The organism is Micromonospora sp. CMU55-4 (assembly GCF_011602315.1).
Lineage (GTDB): Bacteria > Actinomycetota > Actinomycetes > Mycobacteriales > Micromonosporaceae > Micromonospora > Micromonospora chalcea.
The window spans coordinates 1-20,887 of the sequence record NZ_JAAOLH010000003.1; the positions used below are offsets into that span (position 1 = coordinate 1).

20 protein-coding genes are annotated in these 20,887 nt (G+C 73.9%); 10 read left to right on the forward strand and 10 right to left on the reverse strand.

All coding sequences use genetic code 11. The features are described from left to right. Nucleotides 1–186: 186 nt before the first annotated feature. The gene (locus HA073_RS06160) at nt 187–5,952 is read right to left on the reverse strand and encodes a TIR domain-containing protein (protein WP_140946346.1); all 5,766 of its coding nucleotides are present in this window, start codon (nt 5,950–5,952) and stop codon (nt 187–189) included. A 108-nt stretch (nt 5,953–6,060) separates the two neighbouring features. On the opposite strand from HA073_RS06160, the gene HA073_RS06165 reads away from it, so the two are divergent. The 3 genes from HA073_RS06165 to HA073_RS06175 are packed head-to-tail and all read left to right on the forward strand — an operon-like array spanning nt 6,061 to nt 8,582. Then, nucleotides 6,061–7,293 (forward strand): SLC13 family permease, encoded by a 1,233-nt coding sequence (locus tag HA073_RS06165; protein ID WP_043323767.1) that lies wholly within the window; start codon nt 6,061–6,063, stop codon nt 7,291–7,293. 10 nt (nt 7,294–7,303) lie between these two features. Further along, nucleotides 7,304–7,627: a nuclear transport factor 2 family protein gene (locus HA073_RS06170; protein ID WP_043323765.1), complete on the forward strand. Its 324-nt coding sequence runs from the start codon at nt 7,304–7,306 to the stop codon at nt 7,625–7,627. 55 nt (nt 7,628–7,682) lie between these two features. Further along, nucleotides 7,683–8,582 (forward strand): GNAT family N-acetyltransferase, encoded by a 900-nt coding sequence (locus tag HA073_RS06175; protein WP_166455875.1) that lies wholly within the window; start codon nt 7,683–7,685, stop codon nt 8,580–8,582. 36 nt (nt 8,583–8,618) lie between these two features. Here the strand turns inward: HA073_RS06175 and sigJ are convergent, their stop codons facing one another. Further along, on the reverse strand, nt 8,619–9,479 hold the full coding sequence (gene sigJ, locus HA073_RS06180; RefSeq protein WP_166456102.1) for an RNA polymerase sigma factor SigJ: 861 nt from the start codon (nt 9,477–9,479) through the stop codon (nt 8,619–8,621). Nucleotides 9,480–9,619: 140 nt separating this feature from the next. Here sigJ and HA073_RS06185 point away from each other — a divergent pair, with 140 nt between their 5' ends. Beyond that, nucleotides 9,620–10,384 carry an SDR family oxidoreductase gene (locus tag HA073_RS06185; RefSeq protein ID WP_113972786.1) on the forward strand — a complete coding sequence of 255 codons (765 nt, stop codon included), beginning with the start codon at nt 9,620–9,622 and terminating at the stop codon, nt 10,382–10,384. A gap of 28 nt (nt 10,385–10,412) precedes the next feature. Here HA073_RS06185 and HA073_RS06190 read toward each other — a convergent pair whose 3' ends face one another. The 5 genes from HA073_RS06190 to HA073_RS06210 form a co-directional block, all read right to left on the reverse strand. Beyond that, complete coding sequence (locus HA073_RS06190) at nt 10,413–11,315, reverse strand: inositol monophosphatase family protein (RefSeq protein ID WP_064445831.1); 903 nt, start codon at nt 11,313–11,315, stop codon at nt 10,413–10,415. A gap of 15 nt (nt 11,316–11,330) precedes the next feature. Continuing rightward, entirely contained in the window at nt 11,331–11,984 is a 654-nt protein-coding gene (locus HA073_RS06195) for a hypothetical protein (RefSeq protein ID WP_064445830.1), read from the reverse strand. After that, the gene (locus tag HA073_RS06200) at nt 11,981–12,985 is read right to left on the reverse strand and encodes a hypothetical protein (protein WP_064445829.1); all 1,005 of its coding nucleotides are present in this window, start codon (nt 12,983–12,985) and stop codon (nt 11,981–11,983) included. The genes HA073_RS06195 and HA073_RS06200 overlap by 4 nt, the downstream gene beginning before the upstream one ends. Nucleotides 12,986–13,040: 55 nt before the next feature. Beyond that, nucleotides 13,041–13,811 (reverse strand): class I SAM-dependent methyltransferase, encoded by a 771-nt coding sequence (locus HA073_RS06205; RefSeq protein ID WP_166455876.1) that lies wholly within the window; start codon nt 13,809–13,811, stop codon nt 13,041–13,043. Nucleotides 13,812–13,918: 107 nt separating this feature from the next. Then, nucleotides 13,919–14,866, reverse strand: a complete 948-nt coding sequence (locus HA073_RS06210) for an LpqB family beta-propeller domain-containing protein (RefSeq protein ID WP_166455877.1) — start codon at nt 14,864–14,866, stop codon at nt 13,919–13,921. Between the two features lie 140 nt (nt 14,867–15,006). Here HA073_RS06210 and HA073_RS06215 point away from each other — a divergent pair, with 140 nt between their 5' ends. The 5 genes from HA073_RS06215 (at nt 15,007) to HA073_RS06235 (ending at nt 17,215) form a co-directional block, all read left to right on the forward strand. Continuing rightward, complete coding sequence (locus HA073_RS06215; RefSeq protein WP_064445826.1) at nt 15,007–15,600, forward strand: HD domain-containing protein; 594 nt, start codon at nt 15,007–15,009, stop codon at nt 15,598–15,600. 83 nt (nt 15,601–15,683) lie between these two features. Then, complete coding sequence (locus tag HA073_RS06220) at nt 15,684–16,325, forward strand: dihydrofolate reductase family protein (protein WP_113972789.1); 642 nt, start codon at nt 15,684–15,686, stop codon at nt 16,323–16,325. A 31-nt stretch (nt 16,326–16,356) separates the two neighbouring features. Next, the gene (locus HA073_RS06225; RefSeq protein ID WP_043323747.1) at nt 16,357–16,836 is read left to right on the forward strand and encodes a DUF2975 domain-containing protein; all 480 of its coding nucleotides are present in this window, start codon (nt 16,357–16,359) and stop codon (nt 16,834–16,836) included. Then, nucleotides 16,836–17,054: a helix-turn-helix transcriptional regulator gene (locus HA073_RS06230; RefSeq protein ID WP_030499989.1), complete on the forward strand. Its 219-nt coding sequence runs from the start codon at nt 16,836–16,838 to the stop codon at nt 17,052–17,054. Before HA073_RS06225 ends, HA073_RS06230 begins: the two co-directional genes overlap by 1 nt. Beyond that, nucleotides 17,051–17,215, forward strand: a complete 165-nt coding sequence (locus tag HA073_RS06235) for a hypothetical protein (RefSeq protein ID WP_166455878.1) — start codon at nt 17,051–17,053, stop codon at nt 17,213–17,215. Before HA073_RS06230 ends, HA073_RS06235 begins: the two co-directional genes overlap by 4 nt. A gap of 32 nt (nt 17,216–17,247) precedes the next feature. Here the strand turns inward: HA073_RS06235 and HA073_RS06240 are convergent, their stop codons facing one another. From HA073_RS06240 to HA073_RS06250, 3 genes are all read right to left on the reverse strand, one after another. Continuing rightward, complete coding sequence (locus HA073_RS06240; protein WP_064445823.1) at nt 17,248–18,447, reverse strand: RtcB family protein; 1,200 nt, start codon at nt 18,445–18,447, stop codon at nt 17,248–17,250. A gap of 373 nt (nt 18,448–18,820) precedes the next feature. Further along, nucleotides 18,821–19,495, reverse strand: coding sequence for an HAD family hydrolase (locus HA073_RS06245; RefSeq protein ID WP_166455879.1), 675 nt, complete (start codon nt 19,493–19,495; stop codon nt 18,821–18,823). Nucleotides 19,496–19,570: 75 nt separating this feature from the next. Continuing rightward, complete coding sequence (locus HA073_RS06250) at nt 19,571–19,963, reverse strand: hypothetical protein (RefSeq protein ID WP_043323741.1); 393 nt, start codon at nt 19,961–19,963, stop codon at nt 19,571–19,573. Between the two features lie 147 nt (nt 19,964–20,110). On the opposite strand from HA073_RS06250, the gene HA073_RS06255 reads away from it, so the two are divergent. Further along, nucleotides 20,111–20,884 (forward strand): alpha/beta hydrolase family protein, encoded by a 774-nt coding sequence (locus HA073_RS06255; protein ID WP_043323740.1) that lies wholly within the window; start codon nt 20,111–20,113, stop codon nt 20,882–20,884. Nucleotides 20,885–20,887: the final 3 nt, after the last annotated feature.

Genomic DNA, 20,887 nt, shown 5'->3' on the forward strand with positions numbered 1-20,887 from the left:
CATAGGGACCCTTTCCTACCAAGATCTCCGGACCGCCCTCGGACGAGGCGCCCACGGCGGCCCGGCGGAACGAGCACCTCACGGCAGCGCCCACGGCGGTGATCAAGGAGTTTGTGTCCGGATCGGGCGCGGATCGGGACACAAACTCCTTGATCACCGCGGAGAGCACGGGGAGATTCGCGGGGGTCAGAACGGGGCGTCTACGGGTAGTCGGCGGACCTGGGTCAGGTAAGGATCCAGCTCGCCCACCTCGAAGCGGCACGTGCCGATGACGTGCCAGAACTGGCCGCCGGGGTCACCGTCCAGCTTGTACCGGCCGTCCGGGCTGACCGCCGCCCATCCGTCCGGCAGCCCGATCAGCGTGGTCCGCAGCTGGGCGTGCTCCGGGTCGGCCACGTCCCACAGGCGTACGGTGCCGTCGTCACCGGCGCTGGCGAGCAGGCTGCTGTCCGGGCTGAAGTGCACCGACCAGACCCGCCGGGTGTGTGCCGCCAGCGTGCCGTGCAGCCGGCCGGTGACCGGGTCCCACAGCCGGATCACCAGGTCGTCCCCGGCGGTAGCGAGCAGGTTGCCGTCCGGGCTGAACGCGCACGACCAGAGGCGGCCGTCGTGTTCGGTGAGCACGACACGCGGCTGGCCGGTCTGCACGTCCCAGACCACGGCCGTGCCGTCGTTGCCGGCGCTGGCCAGCAGAGTGCCCTCGCTGTTGAAGCCGACCGAGTAGACCCGGTCGGTGTGGTGTTCCAGCGTCATCCGGCAGGTGGCGGTGGCGGCGTCCCACAGCCGTACCGTCTGGTCGTCGCAGCCGGTGGCGATGGTCTCGCCGTCGGGGCTGAACGCGACGGTGCGCACCCGGCCCCGGTGCGGGGTCAGCGTGGCGAAGTGGCGGCCGGTGCGGCGGTACCACAGGCGTACCGTGTCGTCGTCGTTCGCGGTGGCGAGCGCGTCGCCGTCGGGGCTGAACGCGACCGCCCAGACGTGGTCGGTGTCCACGTTGAGCTCCCGCTCGTCGGCGCCGGTGTCGGTGTTCCACAGGTGCACGCCGCCGTCGCCGCTGGGCGAGGCGACCAGCGGCTCCTCGGGGCAGAACACCACGGACAGCAGCCGGTCGGCGGGGCTGGCGAGCTGGCGCAGCAGGCGGCCGGTACGCGGTTCCCAGAGCCGGATCACGCCGTCGTTGCCGCAGGCGGCGAGCACTTCCCCGTCGTCGCGGAAGGACAGCGCGGTGACCCGCCGGCCGTGCCCGCGCAACGTGTGCTGGAGCTGCCCGGTGCGTACGTCCCACAGCCGGGTGGTGCCGTCGTTGCTGCTGGTGGCCACCTGGTTCTGATCCGGCCGCCAGACCACCGGCCAGACCGAGCCGCGGTGCCGGGTCAGCTCGTGCCGGACCTGCCCGTCGTCGGTGTCCCAGAGCTGGATCGCGCCGTCGCTGGCGGCGGTGGCGAGCAGGCTGCCGTCGCCGTTGAACCGGACGCTGTAGATCGCGCCCCGCTGCCGCCCGAGCACCCGTACCGGCCGGCCGGTCTCGGTCTCCCACAGCCGCAGCGCGCCGTGCGTGTCGCCGGTGGCCATCAGCGTGCCGTCGGGGTGGATGTCGAGGGCGTACACGTCGGCCTCGTGGCCGCGCGGCGAGCGCAGCAGCTCGCCGTCGGCGGCCCGGCGGACCCAGACCCGGCCGTGCTGCCCGACCGCGGCCAGCAGCCGCCCGTCCGGCGTGTGCGCCAGCCGGTAGACGACTTCCGGCTCGCGCACCTCGAACGCCAGCCGGCCGGTGGGGATGTCCCAGCCGCGTACCGTGCCGCCGCTGTCGGCCACCACGACCCGCCGGCCGTCGGGGCTGAACGAGGTGCCCCAGATCGGCGCGGCGTGGCCGGGCCACTCGTGGCGCAGCCGGGCGGTGCGCGTGTCGTACAGCCGCACCACGCCGGCCGCGTCGCCCACCACCAGCCGGCCGCGGCGGCCGTCGGTCAGCAGCGGCCACACCCAGCCGGTGAAGACGTCCTCAATGACGTGCCGCACGTCGCCGTGGTCGGCGTCCCACAGCCGTACGGTGAGGTCGGCCGCGCCGGTGACGAGCTGGTGGGAGGCGGCGTCGTAGCGGACCGCGTACACCCGGGAGCGGTGTCCCTGGAGCGTGCGTACCGGCAGCCCGGTGGCGGTGTCGCAGAGCAGCACACCGCCGTCGTCGCTGCCGACCGCGAGCACCGCGCCGTCCGGGCTGTACGCCGCCGGCACCGGCAGCCGGCCCACCTCGAAGCCGTAGGCGACGCCCACCGCGGGCGGGGCCAGGCCCGGCGCGACCGGCCGGCCCGGCGCGACGACGGCGCCGCGCAGCTCCGGGGCGCGCAGCATGGCCGCGTCGGCGCTGACGTCGATCAGCGCGGTGCGGTGCCAGCTGCTGCCGCCCACGCGCGCGCCGCGCAGGTCGGTACGGAACAGCCGCGCCCCGGCCAGCTCCGCGTCGCGCAGGTCCGCCCCGGCGAGGCGGGCCTGGTCCAGGCGGGCGCCGCGCAGCCGGGCGTGTTCCAGCCGCGCCTCGGTCAGGTTCGTGGCGACCAGCCGCGCGTCGGTCAGGTCGGCGCCGGTGAGGTCGGCGCCGGCGAGTTCGCGGTGCGACAGGTCCTCGCCGCGCAGCACCGCGCCGCGCAGGTCGGCCCGGTCGGGCAGGCGCAGCCGGGCGGACAGCCGCAGCGCGTTGGCGCGCAGCGTCTCCCCCGCCGACTCGTCGCCGAGCACCCGCGCGGTCCAGGCGGTGCAGCGGGCCGGGTCGGCGAGGTCGCCGAGGAACTCGACGGCGAGCGCGGACAGCGACCGCACCGCCAGCGCGGCCGGTTCCTCGCCCCGGTTGATCTGCTCGGCGACGCCCTCGGCGACCAGCCATTCCATGACCGAGGTGTGGATGAACCCGAACAGTCCGTCGTCGGTGCGGACGAGCAGGCTGCCCGCGCCGACCGCGTGCGCCGCCTGCGGGCCGGACAGCCGCGAGTCGGCCCGGCCGGCGAGCTGGCCGGTGGACTCGGCCAGCTCGGCCAGGCGCAGGTACGCCTCGCCGCTCTCCCAGAGCTGGAACGCCAGCCGGCTCACCGCCTGCCACAGCTCGGGGCGGCGCAGGCTCACCGGCGCGCCGGGGATGCCCTGGGTGCGGCGCTCCTCGAAGTCCAGCCAGGACTCCAGGATCTCCCGGTACAGCGCGGCGGCGCTGAATGTGCCACCCGCGCCGGCGACCGCGGCGAGGCGCCCCTCGTCCAGGTTGGCGATGAAGCCGAGCATGCGCGGGTTGCGGGAGAGCCCGAGCAGGTCCTTCACGCCGGCCAGCAGGTCCATCCGCTCGCGGGCGGCCCGCTCGTCGCCGCCGTACCGGTTGCGCAGGAACGCCTCGATCTGCCCGGGGGTGAAGTCCTCCACGGCGAGCACGCGCCGGTGCGGCAGCAGGCCGACCCGTTCGCCGAGCGCGGTCAGCACCTGCGAGTTGGTCTTGAAGTGCTGGGTCCGGCTGCTCACCACGATCTTCGCGTTGCCCTCGGCGGCCTGCAGCAGCGTCTCCAGGTGGTCGGCCGCCCGGTCGTACGTGACCCGGGCGACCAGCTCGTCGAACCCGTCGAACAGCAGCACGATGCGGCCCTGGCGCAGCATGTAGCGGAACGCCTTGAGGTCGATCACCTGCTCGCCGTGATTCGCGAGGTGCGCGGCGACCAGGCCGTCCACGGAGTGTGCCTTGTCGAGCGCGCGCAGCTCGACAAGGATCGGGATCAGGTCGGGGGCTGCGGTGGGCAGCCGCCGGGCCACCTCGCGCAGCGCGAACGTCTTGCCCCGGCCGAAGTCGCCGAGCACCAGCACGAACCGGCCGTCCGGGGCGGAGACGGTCTCCAGCAGCTCGTCCACCACGTCGTCGCGGACGCGCTGGTCGGCGCCGACGAGGTGACGGTAGCGCTGCGGCACGTACTGCCCGGGCGGGTAGAGGCGGTCGGCCTGCAGCCGGGCGGTCTGCGCCGCGACGTAGTCACGCAGGTCGAGCAGGCCCTGGAACTCGGTCAGGTGCAGCACGCGCACGCCCCGGCGTTGCGCCTCCTCGGCCAGCCCGCGCGGCACCCGGTCACCGTCGTAGACCAGTTCGGAGGCGATGTCCGGATCGGTGGCGTGCACCCGGCGGGCGAAGACGTCCACGTCGGCGGCGGTGGGGGTGCCCACGTGCGCGCCGACGCGCTGCTGGCGGACCACGCCGTCGGAGCGGTAGCTGATGTAGAGGTGCGGCGGGTCGGTGTCGACGCGGCGTACCACCACCCGGTCGTAGCGGGCCTCGCAGACCTCGGCGAGCCGGTCCAGCAGGCGCTGCACCGGGGCGGCGGTGACCGCCACGCCCTGGGTGGCCCCCTCGACTGCGACCGGGCGGCGCGGGTCGGGTACCTGGGCCGGGCCGGCCGCGCCGAACGTCGCCTCGGCATGCGGCCAGTTCACCGCCGTCAGAGCCCCGGAGTCGAGGCGGTCGTCGCGGCCGAGCACCCAGCGGGTCATCCCGTCGCCGCCGAGCCGTAGCACCTGCGCCCGGCCGTCGCGGGGCGCGGCGGCCAGCGGCACCACCGGGTCGACCCGGGCCGACGGCGCGGCGTCGGAGAGCAGCAGGTTGAGCATCGGGCCGACCAGCCGGTTGACCGCGCCGCGGTCGCGCAGCGACACCGGGTCCGGCGGCACCTCGTCGGCGTACGGGCTGCGCGCCCCCGGCGCGTGCGCCATCGCGCCCAGCCGCAGCCAGCCGGACTGCTGGTAGTGGCGCAGCCGCTGGGCGAACCAGCTCGACTGCGCCTCGCCGAGGAAGCCGTACCGGTCCTCCTCGCGGTGGGTGATGGCGATGGTGGAGTTCAGCCCGGCCACCACCACCCGCAGGTCCGGGACGGGGAACAGCGTCCAGGGCTGCTCGCTGTCGAAGATCCGGTCCTCGAGGCCCTGGTAGAGGTCGTCGAACAGGCGCGCGTAGTGCCGCCACTTCGGCCAGAACGGCGGCTGCGGGTCGACGTCGTCGGCCTCGCAGGTCGCGAAGTACGCGCGGCAGGCGGCCATCGTCACGTCGCGCGGGCCGGGCACCACGATCAGGCGGTGCGGCTCCAGCCCGAGCAGCACCCGCAGGCCGGTGAGGAAGCTCAGCGCGTCGGAGAACTCGCGCGGGCTGCCCGACTCGGTCAGGTTGCCGGCGACGACGAGCAGGTCCGGCCGGGGCACGCCGTCGTTCATCAGCAGCGTGAGGTCACCCATCAGGTGTTCCTGCACCTCGCCGGGGGTGACCGGCGCGCCGGGGGTGATCACGCCCCGGCCGAAGCGCGGCCCGGCGACCTGGAGCACGGTGACGGTGTCCCGGGCGGTCGGCGGCGCCACCGCGGCCGGCGGGAACGGCGGCGGGTTGATCGGGGTACGCCGGGCGCGGCGCGGCGCGGGCGCTCCGGCGGCGGGCGCGGCGAGCACCCCGTGCGGGTCGGCCGGGTGGTGCGGGAACGCCGGCTGCCGCATCGGTTTGGCCCGGCCGTCGAGCGCCTCCCGGATGCGGTCGAGCACCCGGTTGCGGGCCTGCGCCGGGTCGTCCACACCGACCAGGTCCACATAGGTGATGGTGGCGAGCAGCCCGTCGATCGGGCAGTCCTCGACGCGTACCGTGACGAGCTTGTTTCCGGTGCCGTCGGGGTCGGCGCGCAGCGCGGCCTGCCACTCCAGCTTGCCGTACGTGGAGTGCAGGTAGCGTTCGGACAGCACCGCCACCACGACCTCGGCCTCGCGGACGCCACGGTCCATGAAGTCGATGAAGTTGGTGCCGGCGACGAAGTCCCACGCCTGCAACAGTGTGCGGTAGCCGGCCGCCTCGAACTCCCACGCCAGCCACGTCGCCCAGCGCTCGTCGGCCGGTGAGTAACTGATGAAGAAGTCGATGGGGCGGTCGGACCGGGTGGGGTGCGCGCCTACAGCCACGTGGTCATTATGGCCACCGACGGTCAACAGATCGACACCCTCGGCAGCCCGGATCGGGCCCGCGTCGGGCTCCTGCCGCCACGCCCGCATGTGCGAGGATCATCATTCGTGGAGACCCCCGGCGATCCGCCGAACGCCGTGCCCGACCGTTCCCGCTGGGGCCGCCTGCACGTGCTGGACTGGATCGCGATCGGCCTGGCCGCGGTCGGGCTGGTGTGCGTGCTCACCGGGCTGCTGCCGCGCGCCGACGCCGAGGGCACGATGCGGCGGATCATCCCGATCCTGATCTTCCTCGGCACGGTGGTGGTGCTGGCCGAGCTGACCGCTGTGGCCGGGGTGTTCGACGCGCTCGCGACCCGGGTGGCGGTGACCGCGCGGGGCAGTTTCCGGGCCCTGTTCTGGCTCTGCGTCGGCTTCGCCTCGGTGACCACCATCGCGCTCAACCTGGACACCACGGCGGTGCTGCTCACGCCGGTGATGATCGCGCTGGCCCGGGCGCTGAACGTGCCGCCGACACCGCTGGCCATGACCACCGTGTGGCTGGCGAACACGGCCAGCCTGCTGCTGCCGGTGTCCAACCTGACGAACATCCTGGCCAGCGACCGGGTCGACCTGGACCCGGTGCCGTGGGCGGCCCGGATGTGGTGGCCGCAACTGGTCGCCGTGGCAGTGACCGCGCTGCTGCTGTGGTGGTGGTACTGGCGTCCGGCACGCGCCGGGGCCGATCCGTTCGACCCGCCGCCGCCGTACGTGCCGCCGGACCGGGTGCTCTACCGCACCGCGCTCGCCGCCTGCCTGCTGTTCGTCGCCGGGATCCTCGCCGGGGTGGAGATCGGCGTCGCCTCCGGGGTGGCCGCCGCGATCCTGGTCGCCGGCTTCGCGGTACGGGCCCGGCACCGGTTGCGGCTCGCGCTGGTGCCGTGGCGGCTGCTGGTCTTCGTGACCGGGCTGTTCCTGGTGGTGCAGACCATCGGACGGTACGGCCTGGACTCCGTGATGGGCACGCTCATCGGCACCGACCCGGGCGCGGAGGGCGCGCTGCGGGCGGGCGCGGTCGGCGCGCTGTTCAGCAACGCGGTGAACAACCTGCCCGCGTACCTGGCCGGCGAGGCGGTGATCGCGGCCGACCGGCACACCCAGTTGCTGGCGCTGCTGATCGGCACGAACGTGGGCCCGCTGGCCACGCCGTGGGCGTCGCTGGCGACACTGATCTGGTACGAGCGCTGCCGGGCCGCCGGGGTGGCCGTGCCGCTGGGCCGGTTCGTGGCGACCAGCGCCGCGCTGGCCGTGCTCGCCACCACCGCCACCGTCACGGCGCTTCTTGTCGGTCCCGGCGCCTAGCATCGCGTCCATGAGCAACCCGCCCGAGATCGTCCGCCGCTACTTCGCGCTCGCCGGCCAGGCCGACAAGGAGCCCTGGCTCGCGTTGTTCGCCGACGACGCGGTGGTCGAGGACGAGGGCCGCACCCACCGCGGGATCGGGGAGATCCGCGCCTGGCGCGACGGCACGCCGCTGGTGTCGTACGAGATCACCGACGTCGAGCAGACACCCGCCGGGACGGTCGTGACCGCCACGATCAGCGGTGACTTCCCCGGCAGCCCGTTCGCCGGGCTGCGGTTCCGGTTCGAGGAGTACGACGACACCCGCATCCGCCGACTGCGCATCGCACCCTGAGCCGGGGCGGGAAAACCGCTACGGCCCGGCCGCGGGCAGTGACTACCGTGCCCGCATGACCGCCGATCCCACCCTGCGCTTCTACGCCGACCCGGAGGAGTTCCTCGCCGCCGCCGGGGCGTACCTGGCCGCCGACCCGGTGGTGAGCACCGTCGTCGCCAGCGTCACGCGCCGGATGGCGGCCCGCCGCGCCGAGGGCGTGACGCTGCCCGAGGACGACTGGTGGCTGGTGGTGCGGGACGCCTCCGGGGCGGTGGTGGGCGCCGCGATGCGTACCGCGCCGTTCCCGCCGCGACCGGCGTTCCTGCTGCCGATGCCGCCGGAGGCCGCCGAGGCGCTGGCCCACGCGTGGCACCGGCGCGGCGAGCGGGTCCGCGCGGTGAACGGCGCGCTGCCCGCCGCGCGCGCCTGCGCCGAGGAGGTCGCCCGGCTCGACGGCGGCCGGGTCGCTGTCGCCCAGCACACCCGGCTGCACGTGCTCGACCAGCTCACGCCGCCCGCGCCGGCGCCGGGCGCGTTGCGGACGGCCACCGCCGACGAGGTCGACCTGGTCGCCGCGTGGTTCGCCGCGTTCATGGCCGACGCCGACGAGCAGGCGGGCCGCCCGCGCGGCACGAGCGCCCACGAGACACCCGACCGCGCCGATCTGCTGCGCCGCATCCGGGACGGTCGGGTCTGGTTCTGGACCGACGGGTCGGGCGCTCCGGTGCACCTGACCGCCGCCAACCCGCCGTCGTTCGGCGTGGCCCGGGTCGGTCCGGTCTACACGCCACCCGAGCAGCGCGGACGCGGCTGGGCCGGCAACGCGGTCGCCGAGGTCAGCCGGCTGCTCACGGCCGAGGGCGCGCGGGTGTGCCTGTTCACCGACCAGGCCAACCCGGTGTCGAACCGGCTCTACGCCGGCCTCGGTTTCCGGCCGGTGGTCGACATGGCCAACCTGGCCCTGGTCGACTGAGCCGACCTGGTCCCGGCCGACCGAGCGGGCTCCGGGTCAGCCGGTGAGGCCGAGCGCGGCCAGCCGGCGCGGATCGGCGATCACGTCCACGGCGGCGATCCGTCCGCCGGTGACGGTGAACGCCATCACCGACAGCGGGCGGTCCCCGGCGCTCACCAGCACCCCGGCGGCGCCGTTGACCAGCACCGGCCGGGCGTGCGGGAACAGCCGCCCGAACGTGGTGGCCTGCGCGGCCACCGTCGTCGCGCCGGTGAGCACGACCGTGTGGCGGGCGCGGGCGGTCCCCGCGTCGGAGCGCAGCACCACGTCCGGGTGCAGCACCGCGATCAGCGCGTCGAGGTCGCCGTCGCGGGCGGCGGCGAGGAAGGCGTCGACCACCGCCCGCTGCCGGGTGAGGTCGGGATCGGGGGTGGGCGCCTGTCCGCGTACCCGGCGGCGGGCCCGGCTGGCGAGCTGCCGGGCCGCCGCCGGTGAGCGGTCGACGAGCGGGCCGATCTCGTCGAACGGCACGCCGAACATGTCGTGCAGCACGAACGCGAGCCGCTCGGCCGGGCTCAGCGTGTCCAGCACCACGAGCAACGCCAGCCCCACCGAGTCGGCGAGGACCGCGGCATGCGCCGGGTCGTCGGCGTCCACCACCGGGTCGGGCAGGCGTACGTCGAGGGGGTCCTCCCGGCGGGCGGCGCGGGACCGCAGCGCGTTGAGGCTGACCCGGGCGACCACTGTGGTGAGCCAGGCATCCAGGTTGTCCACGCTGGCCGGGTCGGTACGGGCCAGCCGCAGCCAGGTCTCCTGCACCGCGTCCTCGGCGTCGGTGAGCGAGCCGAGCAGCCGGTACGCCACAGCGCGCAGACGCGGCCGCTCCCGCTCGAACCGCTGCGCCAGCCCGTGGTCCATCACCTGAGCCTCCCTCTCCCACACGTCGTCCCGACCCGCCACAACCGGCCGAGGTGACCGGAGGTGACCACCGTCACACCTGTCACGTCGACGGGTCGGCGCGGGTCGACGTGGCAGCACAGGCGACGGAGGGAAAGACGATGAACCCGCAGATCCTGGTCACCGGCGGCACCGGCACGATCGGCCGGCACGTCGTACCGCTGCTGCGCGCCGCCGGGCATCCGGTGCGGGTGCTCAGCCGGCGCGGCGGACGGTCCGGCGACGGCGTCACCCACGTGACCGCCGACCTGCTCACCGGCGCCGACCTCGGCCCCGCGCTGCGCGGGGTGTCCACGGTGCTGCACCTGGCCGGCGGCGCGAGGGGCGACGACCGCGCCACCGCCCACCTGGCCCGCGCCGCGCACCGGGCCGGTGTGGCGCACCTGGTGCACATCTCCGTGACCGGCGCCGACCGGGTGCCGCTGGCCTGGATCCGGTCCAAGCTCGACGCCGAGCGCGCGGTGACGGACTCCGGCGTCCCGTGGACGGTGCTGCGCGCCGCGCAGGTGCACGACCTGGTGCTGACCATGCTGACGGCGATGACCCGGCTGCCGGTGACGCCGGTGCCGGGCGGGCTGCGGCTGGAGCCGGTCGACGCCGCCGAGGTGGCGGCGCGGCTGGCCGAGCTGACGCTGGGCGCACCGGCCGGGCTGGTGCCGGACCTGGCCGGGCCGCACACCCACGGCATCGGCGAGCTGCTGACCGGCTACCTGGCGGCCACCGGGAAGCGCCGGGCACGCCTGCCGGTTCGCATCCCCGGGCGGGCGGGCCGGGCGTACCGGGACGGCGCGAACCTCGCCCGGCCCGGTGCGGCGAGGGGCGTGCGGACCTGGACCGACTTCCTGGCCGACCGAAGGCCGGGGTAGCGCAGGTTCGTCTGCAGCGGATCGCGTCTCACCAGCCGACCGAGCCGAGACTGACCGGGGTGAGGCGGCGCACCTGCGGCTCGATCCACTGTGCCGCGGTGACCAGCTTGACCAGCCGGTCGATGGTCTCCGGCGGCCCGGCCACGAAACTGCGCCGGTCCGCCGGGCAGCCGTACCGGTCGTCGAACGTGCCGCCGTCGAGCGCGCGTACCGCCATGCCGGCCTCGGCGGCCAGCAGCATCCCGGCGGGCAGGTCGACCGCCTCGGGGCGGTAGCCGACGATGCCGTCGATGTCGCCGCGGGCCAGCATCACCCAGGACAGCAGCGGCGCCCACAGTTGCAGCACCCGCCGCGCGGTGGTGTCGAGCACCACCTTCAGCGCCCGGGCGGTGCTGTCGTCCCGGCGTACCTCGTGCCCCTGGGTCCAGGCCAGCACCGGCGCGGCCGGCACCGGCCGGTGCGCGGCGCGCAGCGGACGGGCGGCCGGGCCGGAGGGGTGCACGAACGCGCCCCGGCCGCGCACCGCCGACCAGGTACGGCCGGCGACCGGGTCGTGGACCACGCCGAGCACCGGCGAGCCGTTGTCGCACAGGGCGATCCCGACCACGTACGCGGGCAGTCCGATCGCCACGTTGTTGGTGCCGTCGAGCGGGTCGACCAGCCAGGCGAAGGCGGTGTCCGGGGCGTACTCGCCGCCCTCCTCGGCGATCACGCCGTGCTCCGGCCAGCGGGCCCGGATCCGGTCGACGATCAGCCGCTCGGCGGCCAGGTCGAGGTCGGTGACGAGGTCGCCGGTGTCGTTCTTGGCCCGGGCGCGCACCTCCCCCCGGGTGCCCCGGCGCAGCAGCCGGCCCGCCGCCTGGGCGGCCTCCACCGCGAACCGGTGCGCCTCGCGCAGGTCGGGCCCGCCTCTGCTCGGCTCCACGTCCATGGCTCCTCCAGCCAGTCAGCCCCGTGCCACCAGTCGCGCGATCTGCCGCGCCATCCGCGCGGTCTCCACCGCGTCGCATCGGTCCCGGCGCACCCGGTGGCTGCGCCCGTCCACCGCGCCGAGGCTGAGGTCGCACGCGCCGGGAGTGGTCCGGCCGAGCGCCACTGTCACCGCCGGCTCACCGGCGTCGACCTCCGAGGTGTGGAAGCCGCCGGCGCGCAGCGCGTACGAGTCGCCGGCCGAGTGCGTCTCCACAGTGGCGGTCATCGCGGTGACCAGCCGGTCGGTGGCGGCCATCTCGTCCACCTCGCCGAGGCTGCGCACCTCGTAGACCCGCCAGGCCGGGTCGGCCGGCGCGTCGTCGACCTCGATCAGCTCGTTGCGGACGGTGCCGTGCAGCACGTGGCTGAGCAGGTCCCAGCTGTGCGAGTGCATGGTGGAGGTGGTCGGGCGCACCGGCGGCGGGTCGGCGGGCCAGGCGTGCACGCAGACGCCGTCCGGGCCGTCGCGTTCCACCGGCAGACAGGTGAAGCCGAGCGGGTGCCGGACCGCGCGCAGCGACCGCCGCCCCTCGGCGACGTCGTCGAGCACGTCCAGCGCCCAGCCGCGTAGGAGCTCCGGCCGGGTGCCCCGGTCGATCTCCCGTTCGAGGTCGGCGTAACTGGTCATGAGTAGGGGTTCCTCGCCTGGACGGCCTTGCCGATGATGTCGGCGACCTCGCGGTCGCCGAAGGACCGGGGCAGCGTCAGGCCGAGGGCGGTGAACAACCGCCGTACCTGCTCGACCGACGGCTCGTCGTCGAGCTTGACCTGGGCCGCCGCCTCGATCGGCACGCGCCGGCTCTGCCGGCGGCTGTAGTCCAGCTCGATGTTGAAACGGTTGTAGTAGACCTCGCCGCGGTCGATGCGCAGCGCGGGCGTCTGCGGGTTCTCCTGGGTGACGACGACGCAGGAGGAGGAGAGGTCGTAGCGGAACGTGGTCATCTGCGCGGAGAGCCGCACGTCGACAGTGAGCAGACCGGAGCGTTGCAGGTGCCAGCAGGCGGCCAGCACCGTCGCGTACGACTCCTTGCGGGTGCGGTCGACGGTCCACGGCTCGCCCGGCGCGTCCGGGTCGAGGCTGCGCCGGAACCGCGCGTACCGCTCGCAGACCTCCTCGTCGGTCGGGTCGATGATCTCGATGGCGACGGTGAGCGTGGCGTTGCGCCGCCGGGCGTGTTCCAGGCAGTCCGGCAGCGTGACCGCGCGCAGGAAGGTGCCGGTGCCGCCCTTGAAGCTCCACTGGTCGGTGTGCCGCCGGGCCTCGGCGAGCGCCTGCCCGACCTCGCTGCCGTGCAGCACCCGCACCATGGAGACGCTGTCGATGGCCTCGCGGGCCCGGTTCAGCGCGCCCTCGGGGCCGGTGATCTCCCGCATCTGCGGCACCAGTTCGGTGAGCCGGTCGCGGGTGTCCACGATGACCTGGCGGATCTCCCGCTCGGTGGTGCGCCGGCGCAGCCGGTCCCGCAGCACCGCCTGCGCGAGCAGGCCCAGCACCAGCAGGATCGCGCTGTTGACGACCTCCTGGCTGACCGCGTCGTTGGTCAGGCCGAGCACGGCGACCGTGAGGGCCAGGACGAGACCGATGAACGCGTCGAGGTTGGTCACGACCCAGGCGAGCAGGCGCGTCATGACATCCCCCGGTCGACGACGGAACCTCCATGATAGCCCGCTGTCAATGTCACCATCACATCCTGTTTCCGGCCGGCGGCGGCTGCCGGCGGGCGGCGCAGATCAGCGAGCCGCCGAGCCCGGGCGCGGCGCGGGCCAGCCGCCGCGACGCCACCCACCGCCCGCCGGGCAGCCGCCAGCCGACCTCGTTGGAGCGCAGGGCCACCGGCGTGAACCCGGCCCGGCGCAGCGTGCGGCGCAGCAGCGAGGCGGTGAACGGGCGGATGTGCAGCCACAGATAGGGGTGCAGCGGGTCGACCTGGCGTGGCGCGCGGCCGGCGAGGAACGCCAGCCGGTCCTGCACCGGCGCCAGGTTCGGGGTGGTGAGCACCAGCAGCCCGTCCGGCGCCAGCACCCGGTGGCACTCTCGCAGCAGCGCCAGCGGGTCGTACACGTGCTCGATCAGCTCTCCGGCGAGCAGCCCGGCGAAGCTGCCGGCGCGGAACGGCAGCCCGCGGGTGGCGTCCAGGCAGACCGGCAGCGCCCGGCCGCCGGTCACCGCGCGCGCCGCGCCCAGCGCCGCCTCGGCCATGTCGGCGAGCACGAGCGGGCCGGGCAGCGCCGCCGGGTCGAGCATGCCGCGCGGTCCGCAGCCCAGTTCCAGCACCGGCCCGCCGCCGGTCACCCCCTCGGTCACCAGCCGGGCCGCGACCGCGCGGCGCACCCTGTGGTACGGGTCGTCGACGTACCCGTCGACCTCCGCGCCGTCGTGGTAGCGGCGGTGGTTGGCGTGCCGGCCGTGCGCCTGCGCGCGGTGCGACGACGTCCCGGTCGGCGGCTCGGCCATCACCCCTCCAGAGCGGACGCCGGCCCCGTCGGCGGCGTCCGCTCCAAGCCTCGCACCGGTCACGCCCGGCGGCGCGCATCCGGTCCGTGATGCGCGCGCCCGGCACGTCAGATCGCCCGCGCCCAGTCCAGCCGGGTGCTGTCGTCGTACTCGTCGCCGGGTATCCACCACTGCTCGCCGAAACCGCTGGTGGACACGATGATGTTGCCGCCGTCGGGGTACTCGTTCTCCGGCGGGATCGACAGCGCGGCGCAGTAGCGGCCGTCCGGGGAGAACACCGGGGACAGGTAGAACCGGGGTTCGTCGGTGAGCTTTTTCAGCCCGGTCCCGTTGATCCGCACCGAGGCGAGCGACTGGTTGAGCGTCTCCAGGTCCGGATACCAGCGGTCGGTGCAGAACACCACGCGCCCGGAGTCGGGCATGAAGACCGGCGAGCCGAACCGCTCGCCGGCCAGCGGTGTGTAGATCGGCCGCGCCCTGCCGGTCGCCAGGTCCAGCACGCGCAGCTGCGGCCCCTCGGAACGGCTGCGCCACCGCAGGGCGATCGAGGAGCCGTCCCGGGACCAGTCCGGGTCGGCCATGGTGTGCCCCTCGACCAGCACCCGGGTGGCACCGGTCGCCACGTCGACGGCGATCAGGCGGTCGTTGTCCTGCCCGGTGACCAGCGCGATCTCGGTGCCGTCCGGCGACCAGGTCGGCGCGCCGTAGCGGACGCCGAACGGGTCGGCGAGCAGCGTGCGCTTCTGGCCGGTGGTCCGGTCGTACACCGCGACGAACGGCTCCAGCGTGCCGTCGCCGGAGCGGGCCGTGTTGACCCAGGCCACGTACCGGCCGTCGGGCGAGGTCTTGGCGTGGTCCCCGTTCGGCAGCAGCTCCCGCGGCGTGGTGCGGCCCGGGTCGACCTGGAGCACACCCCAGCCGACGCTGACCAGCCACGGCCCGTTGACCGGCTCGGCGGCGGCCGCGCCGTGGGACGTGGCGGCCAGCCCGGTCGCGGCGGCCAGCCCGGTCAACGCGGCGGTACGCAGCAGGGCACGACGATTCAACGCTGTCATTCGACAACCCCCCGTGAGAGACGTGGCCCTCACCCTCGCGAGTGGATCGATAGACGGGAATCGGGCGAGCGGCCGCTTCACGCTCGGCTGCTCGTCCATCACCGCTGGTGAGGCCGCAGCGACCCGGTACGCTCGCCCCGATGACCTCCGACGCCCTGCGCCGCGCCCTCACCGAGCCGGGTGACCCGCCGCTGCTCGCGCTGCCCGGCGTGGCGGTCGAGCTGCTGGCCGCCCTCGCCGCCCCGCCGCGCCTGGGCGCGCACCTGCGGCTGGTGCACGACGTCGCCTGGCACCTGACCGCCGCGTTCGCCGACCGGTTCGCCGCGGTGCCGTTCGACAGGCAGGCGGTGCTGTTCGGCGCTGCGGTACACGACCTCGGCAAGGTCGAGCATCCGGCCGAGCTGACCGGCCCGGGGTCCGCGCACGAGGAGGCGGGCTACCAGTTGCTGCTGCGCTTCGGCGTGCCGGAGGAGCGGGCCCGCTTCGCCGTCACCCACGCCGCCTGGCACTCCCCCGGCGTGCAGCTGGAGGACCTGATGGTCAGCCTGGCCGACAAGGTGTGGAAGGGCCGCCGGGTCGCCGACCTGGAGCAACTCGTGGTCGACCGGCTCGCCGGCATCACCGGCCAGGAGCGCTGGCAGACGTTCCTGGACCTCGACGACGTGCTCGCCGAGCTGGCCGCCGGCGCGGACCGCCGGCTGGCGTTCCAGGCCGAACATCCGGTGTACGGCTGACGCCGGACCGAGGACGGCGATGAGTCCGGTGCCGGTGCGCGGTCTTCGGTGAGTCGGTGTTCTCCGAGTCTCCGGGAGGAAGCATGAGCACCAGCGAAGCGCGGGGCCGGGTGCGGGCGTTCGTCACCGTGTCCCTGGACGGCTACGTCACCGGTCCGGACGACCACGCGGGTCAGGGGCTCGGTGCCGGCGGCGAGCGGCTGCACTACTGGGTGATGGGCGGGCCGTGGACGTACGACACGCCACGCGAACCCGGTGCCGGCATGACCGCCGAGGACCGCGCGTACTTCGACGAGCTGCTGGAGGGTGCCGGCGCGGCGCTGTGCGGCCGGGGCATGTACGACGCCGCGGGCGCCTGGGGCGGCCGGAACCCGTTCCAGGCGCCCCTGGTCGTGCTCACCCACCGCACCGCCGACCAGCCTGATCCGGACGCCGGTTTCCTCATGGTCGACGGGTTCGACGCGGCGCTGGCGGCGGCCCGGCGTACGGCCGGGGACAGTGCGGTGATCATCGGCGGGGGCGCCGACGTCATCCGGCAGGCGCTCGCCGCCGGCGTGGTCGACGAGCTGGGCCTGTCCACGGCTCCGGTGGTGCTCGGCGGCGGGAAGCGGCTCTTCGAGGGCTTCGACCGGGACGTCGATCTGGAGATCCGCGCCGTGCACCACTCGCGGTACGCCGTGCACGTCCGCTACGCCGTCGGCCGCCGCGCGAGCGATACCGATTGACTTTCGATAGGTTCCGCGCGATAGTCGATGCATGCTTACGGCGCAACGCGCGGTGACACCACTCCGCGCCTTCCTGGTCCTGCTGTTCGCGATCCTGGTGCTGTTCCAGACCATGTCGCTGCCCGGCCAGTTCGCCCACATGGCCCGGGAAGACCCGGACATGGCGTACCTGCGATGGCCCGCCACCGCGGTCACGGTCTTCTGGGTGCTCTGCGTCCAGGTGGTGATCGTCTGCACCTGGCACCTGCTCACCCTGGTCAAGCGCGACCGCATCTTCACCGAGGCGTCCCTGCGCTGGGTCGACGGGATCGTCTGGGCGGTCGCCGCCGCCTGGGTGGTGCTCGTCGGGGTGTTCCTCTATGTGGGCTTCAACGCCGACGACCCCGGGCTGCCGCTGCTGCTGTTCCTGCTGGTCACCGGCGTCAGCGTGCTGGGGCTGCTGATGGTCGTCCTGCGCGCGCTGCTGCGCCAGGCCACCACGCTGCGCACCGACATGGAAGCGGTGATCTGATGCCGATCGTCGTGCGCATCGACGTGGAGCTGGCCAAGCGCAAGATGAGCGTCGGCGAGTTCGCCGAACGCGTCGGGCTCACCCCGGCCAACGTCGCCGTGCTCAAGAACGGCCGCGCCAAGGCCGTCCGGTTCAGCACCCTGGAGGCCATGTGCCGGGTGCTCGACTGCCAGCCCGGCGACCTGCTCGAATGGGTCCCCGACGAGGAGGAGCGATGAGGCACCTGGCCGCCGCCGTGGCGGTGCTCGCCGTCGTGCTCGGCGTCGCCGGCTTCGTGTACGGCGAGGCCGACGACTCCCCCGGCCTGCAACTCCTGTCCGCGCTGCTCGTCATCGGCGCTGTAGCCATCGGCGTACGCGTCGCCCGGCGTACCCGTTAGGGCCGGCGCCCCCTCGACGCCGGCCCTGCCGCTCAGCCCTTCACGCAGACGACCTGCTTGAGGTGGGCGACCACCTCGACCAGGTCCTCCTGCTGGGCCATCACCTCGGTGATGTCCTTGTACGCGCCGGGAATCTCGTCCACCACACCGGCATCCTTACGGCACTCCACACCGGCGGTCTGCGCGGCCAGATCCGCCGTGCTGTACGTGCGCTTCGCCTGCCCCCGCGACATCCGCCGCCCGGCCCCGTGCGACGCCGAGCAGTACGCGTCGACGTTGCCCTTGCCGCGCACGATGTACGACCCGGTGCCCATCGAGCCGGGGATGATGCCCAGGTCCCCCTTACCGGCCCGGATCGCGCCCTTGCGGGTCACCAGCACGTCCACCCCGTCGTAGCTCTCCTCCGCCACGTAGTTGTGGTGGCAGGAGATCGGCTCGTCGTAGCGCACGTGCGGGAACGCCTCCCGGACCACCTGGCTCAGCAGCGCGAGCATGACCGCCCGGTTACGCCGGGCGTACTCCTGCGCCCACCACAGGTCCCGCCGGTACGCCTCCATCTCCGGCGTGCCGGCGAGGAACACCGCGAGGTCCCGGTCCGGCAGGTCGGTGTTGTGCGGCAGCCCGCGCGCCACCGACATGTGCCGCTCGGCCAGTTCCTTGCCGATGTTGCGGGAACCGGAGTGCAGCATCAGCCAGACCCGGCCGTCGTCCGGGCCACCCTGCTCCAGGCAGACCTCGATGAAGTGGTTGCCGCCGCCGAGCGTGCCGAGCTGCCGCTGCGCCCGCGTCTCGAGCTGGGCGACCTTCCGGTCCAGCGTGGCGAACCGCCGCCAGAACTCGTCCCAGCCGGCCTGCTCCAGGCCCCGGACCCGCCGCGGATCGACAGCGTCGTCGCGCATCGCGAAGCCGACCGGGATCGCCGCCTCGATTGCCGAACGCAGCGGCGCGAGGTCGTCGGGCAGGTCGGCGGCGGTCAGCGAGGTCCGCACCGCGGACATGCCGCAGCCGATGTCCACGCCGACCGCGGCCGGCGACACGGCCTGCCGCATCGCGATCACCGAGCCGACTGTGGCGCCCTTGCCGAAGTGCACGTCCGGCATCACCGCGACGCCCTGCACCCACGGCAGCGCGCCGATGTTGCGCAGCTGCCGGGCCGCCTGCGCCTCGATCGTGTACGGGTCGGTCCAGACGCGGACCGGCGCCCGGGTACCGGCCAGCGGGGTGAAACCCATCGTCGTCTCCTTGCTCGTGTCCGTCGGAGATAGGTACCCCGGAAACGGAGAACCGCCCTGCTCCGGTGTCGGGGCGGGCGGTTCGCGCGGATCGTCGCGCCGGCGCTAGACGCGCCACCACCCTGGTTGCCACTGCCGTTCCCGGCCCGTGCCCGGTTCGGGCAGCAGGGCACCGGCGCGCGGCGCTTGCCGCTCGGCGCGGGTGCGGTTCTGCTGCGACACGGTGGACTCCCCTGGTGGATCAGATCGACGTTGCCCGCTCACCGTACGGCCGCCACGCACCGGCGGCAACGCGAATTTGCGACAGCACTGAACCTTTCCGCGCACGCGCTGATTACCAGGAGCTTCACGTGAGTGACCAGCGAAAGACCCGTCAGGACGGAACCTGGGCAAGCCTGAGCACGTATTCGAATCCGCGTTTCTGCGCGGGCGAATCCACCATTGGCAGGATCAGCGCCGGTATGCCGGCGGCAACCGATCCGCCGTCGCCGGCGGGATGATCACCGACCATCAGGGTCTGGCCCGGTGCGGCATGGAGGGCTTCGAGGGCGGCGACCCAGATCAGAGGGTCCGGTTTGACGAAGCCGACCTCGTAGGACAGTACGAACGCATCGACATAGCCGTCGAGTCCATGCCGCGCAAAGCATGTGCGGATGTCCCAGCCGACGTTGCTGACGACGCCGATGCGAACACCGCTGTCACGCAATGCGGACAGGGTGGCGACGGTGTCGGCGTACGGCTCGACTGCTTCGGCGTGTGTTTCGTGCATGGCCGATGCCAGCGCCTGGTCCACCCCAGGAATCTGTTCCAGCACAGCGAGGATCGCCCGATCCCAGAATCGCGGGTCCAGATCTCGGGCGATGTGGGCCGGATCCGTGGCCGTCTCCCGCAACAGTTCCGCGAAGTCGCCGGCAATACGGTGCGCCTCGCCGACAGCCAATGTCCGGTCGATCGATGCCGCCGCGTTGCCCACCCAGCGCTCCGAGTCTCTGGCGAACAGAGTCCACGCGAAGTCGAACAGTACTGTCGTCACGCGCCTGGCGGTCATCGCATCACCCTAGATCGACACGGCGCGTCCGGGAGCGGCGGTCGACCTGGATCGGGCCGGGCCAGGGTGCCGGCCTCAGCCGGCCTGCGCGACCGGGTGGCGCCGCATCTCCTCCATGAACGGGTAGCGCGCGGTCAGCTCGGCGAGCGTGATCCCCGCCCGCCAGGCGGCCGCCACCTGCGCGACCTGGAGCAGGTCGGTGGCGTCGCCGCGGGCCTGGACGTCGCCGTCCACCCTCAGGTCGATCATGAAGTAGCGGGCCTGGGAGCCGAGGCTGACGCAGACCACGCCCCGGGGGGAGGTCATCTCGGCGCAGGTGAAGCGGCTGCGCCCCTGCTCGGGCGCGGAGACCGCGCCGACGTCGAGCTGGTGCGCGGCGGCGGTCGCCACGAGCGCGGGGGCGAGACCGCCCGGCTCGACCAGGTCCGGGTAGAGGCGCACACCCAGTGCGGCCGACACGTCGCTCATGCCTGACTCCCACTTCCTTGTGACAGAGACCAGCAGCGCGCAGGTTACGGGTGTGTTACCGGCACGCACGGCCATCCTGTCCCGTACGACCGTCCGGGGGCAATAGGAACGCCCTCATCGAACCCCTGCGAGGTACGCTCCCGCCTCATGGCGCACATCCGGTGTGACTTCTTCTCCGAGGCGCTCGGCGTGGGCACCTCGATGACGGTGCTGCTGCCCGACCCGGGCGCCGCCGGGATCGGCATGGCGGGTTCCGGCGCGGACGGTGACCCGCCGGTGCTCTACCTGCTGCACGGGCTGACCGACGACGACACGGTGTGGACGCGCCGCACGTCGATCGAGCGGTACGTGGCGCCGCTGGGGCTGGCCGTGGTGATGCCGCAGGTGCAGCGCAGCTTCTACTGCGACGAGGCGCACGGCAACCGCTACTGGACGTTCCTCAGCGAGGAGCTGCCCGAGGTGTGCCGGTCGTTCTTCCGGCTGTCCGACCGCCGGGAGGACACGTTCGTCGCGGGCCTGTCGATGGGCGGCTACGGCGCGCTCAAGTGGGCGTTGCGCCGGCCGGAGCGGTTCGCGGCGGCGGCCAGCCTGTCCGGCGCGCTGGACGTGACCCGCCGCCGCCACCATCCGACCCACCCGGTCGACCCGGCGGTGTGGCACACGGTCTGGGGCGACGACCCGGTGCCGGCGGACGACGACACGGTGGGGCTGCTGGAGCGCTCCGGCGACGACCGGCCGGCGCTCTACGTCGCGTGCGGCACCGAGGACTTCCTGTACGAGGACAACGTGCGGTTCCTCGACGCGGCCCGCAAGCGCGACGTGCCGGTCACCGTCGACTTCGGTCCGGGGGACCACGACTGGGCGTACTGGGACGCACGCATCTCCGACGTGCTGGCCTGGCTGCCGCTGCGCACGCGTTGATCG

Excerpts from the sequence above, each read along its gene's own strand:
- HA073_RS06170 (WP_043323765.1), top strand. The coding sequence starts at position 7,304 with ATGAGCAACCCGCCCGAGATCGTCCGCCGCTACTTCGCGCTCGCCGGC.
- HA073_RS06175 (WP_166455875.1), top strand. The coding sequence starts at position 7,683 with ATGACCGCCGATCCCACCCTGCGCTTCTACGCCGACCCGGAGGAGTTC.
- sigJ (WP_166456102.1), bottom strand. The coding sequence starts at position 9,479 with ATGGACCACGGGCTGGCGCAGCGGTTCGAGCGGGAGCGGCCGCGTCTG.
- HA073_RS06185 (WP_113972786.1), top strand. The coding sequence starts at position 9,620 with ATGAACCCGCAGATCCTGGTCACCGGCGGCACCGGCACGATCGGCCGG.
- HA073_RS06190 (WP_064445831.1), bottom strand. The coding sequence starts at position 11,315 with ATGGACGTGGAGCCGAGCAGAGGCGGGCCCGACCTGCGCGAGGCGCAC.
- HA073_RS06195 (WP_064445830.1), bottom strand. The coding sequence starts at position 11,984 with ATGACCAGTTACGCCGACCTCGAACGGGAGATCGACCGGGGCACCCGG.
- HA073_RS06200 (WP_064445829.1), bottom strand. The coding sequence starts at position 12,985 with ATGACGCGCCTGCTCGCCTGGGTCGTGACCAACCTCGACGCGTTCATC.
- HA073_RS06205 (WP_166455876.1), bottom strand. The coding sequence starts at position 13,811 with ATGGCCGAGCCGCCGACCGGGACGTCGTCGCACCGCGCGCAGGCGCAC.
- HA073_RS06210 (WP_166455877.1), bottom strand. The coding sequence starts at position 14,866 with ATGACAGCGTTGAATCGTCGTGCCCTGCTGCGTACCGCCGCGTTGACC.
- HA073_RS06215 (WP_064445826.1), top strand. The coding sequence starts at position 15,007 with ATGACCTCCGACGCCCTGCGCCGCGCCCTCACCGAGCCGGGTGACCCG.
- HA073_RS06220 (WP_113972789.1), top strand. The coding sequence starts at position 15,684 with ATGAGCACCAGCGAAGCGCGGGGCCGGGTGCGGGCGTTCGTCACCGTG.
- HA073_RS06225 (WP_043323747.1), top strand. The coding sequence starts at position 16,357 with ATGCTTACGGCGCAACGCGCGGTGACACCACTCCGCGCCTTCCTGGTC.
- HA073_RS06230 (WP_030499989.1), top strand. The coding sequence starts at position 16,836 with ATGCCGATCGTCGTGCGCATCGACGTGGAGCTGGCCAAGCGCAAGATG.
- HA073_RS06235 (WP_166455878.1), top strand. The coding sequence starts at position 17,051 with ATGAGGCACCTGGCCGCCGCCGTGGCGGTGCTCGCCGTCGTGCTCGGC.
- HA073_RS06240 (WP_064445823.1), bottom strand. The coding sequence starts at position 18,447 with ATGGGTTTCACCCCGCTGGCCGGTACCCGGGCGCCGGTCCGCGTCTGG.
- HA073_RS06245 (WP_166455879.1), bottom strand. The coding sequence starts at position 19,495 with ATGACCGCCAGGCGCGTGACGACAGTACTGTTCGACTTCGCGTGGACT.
- HA073_RS06250 (WP_043323741.1), bottom strand. The coding sequence starts at position 19,963 with ATGAGCGACGTGTCGGCCGCACTGGGTGTGCGCCTCTACCCGGACCTG.
- HA073_RS06255 (WP_043323740.1), top strand. The coding sequence starts at position 20,111 with ATGGCGCACATCCGGTGTGACTTCTTCTCCGAGGCGCTCGGCGTGGGC.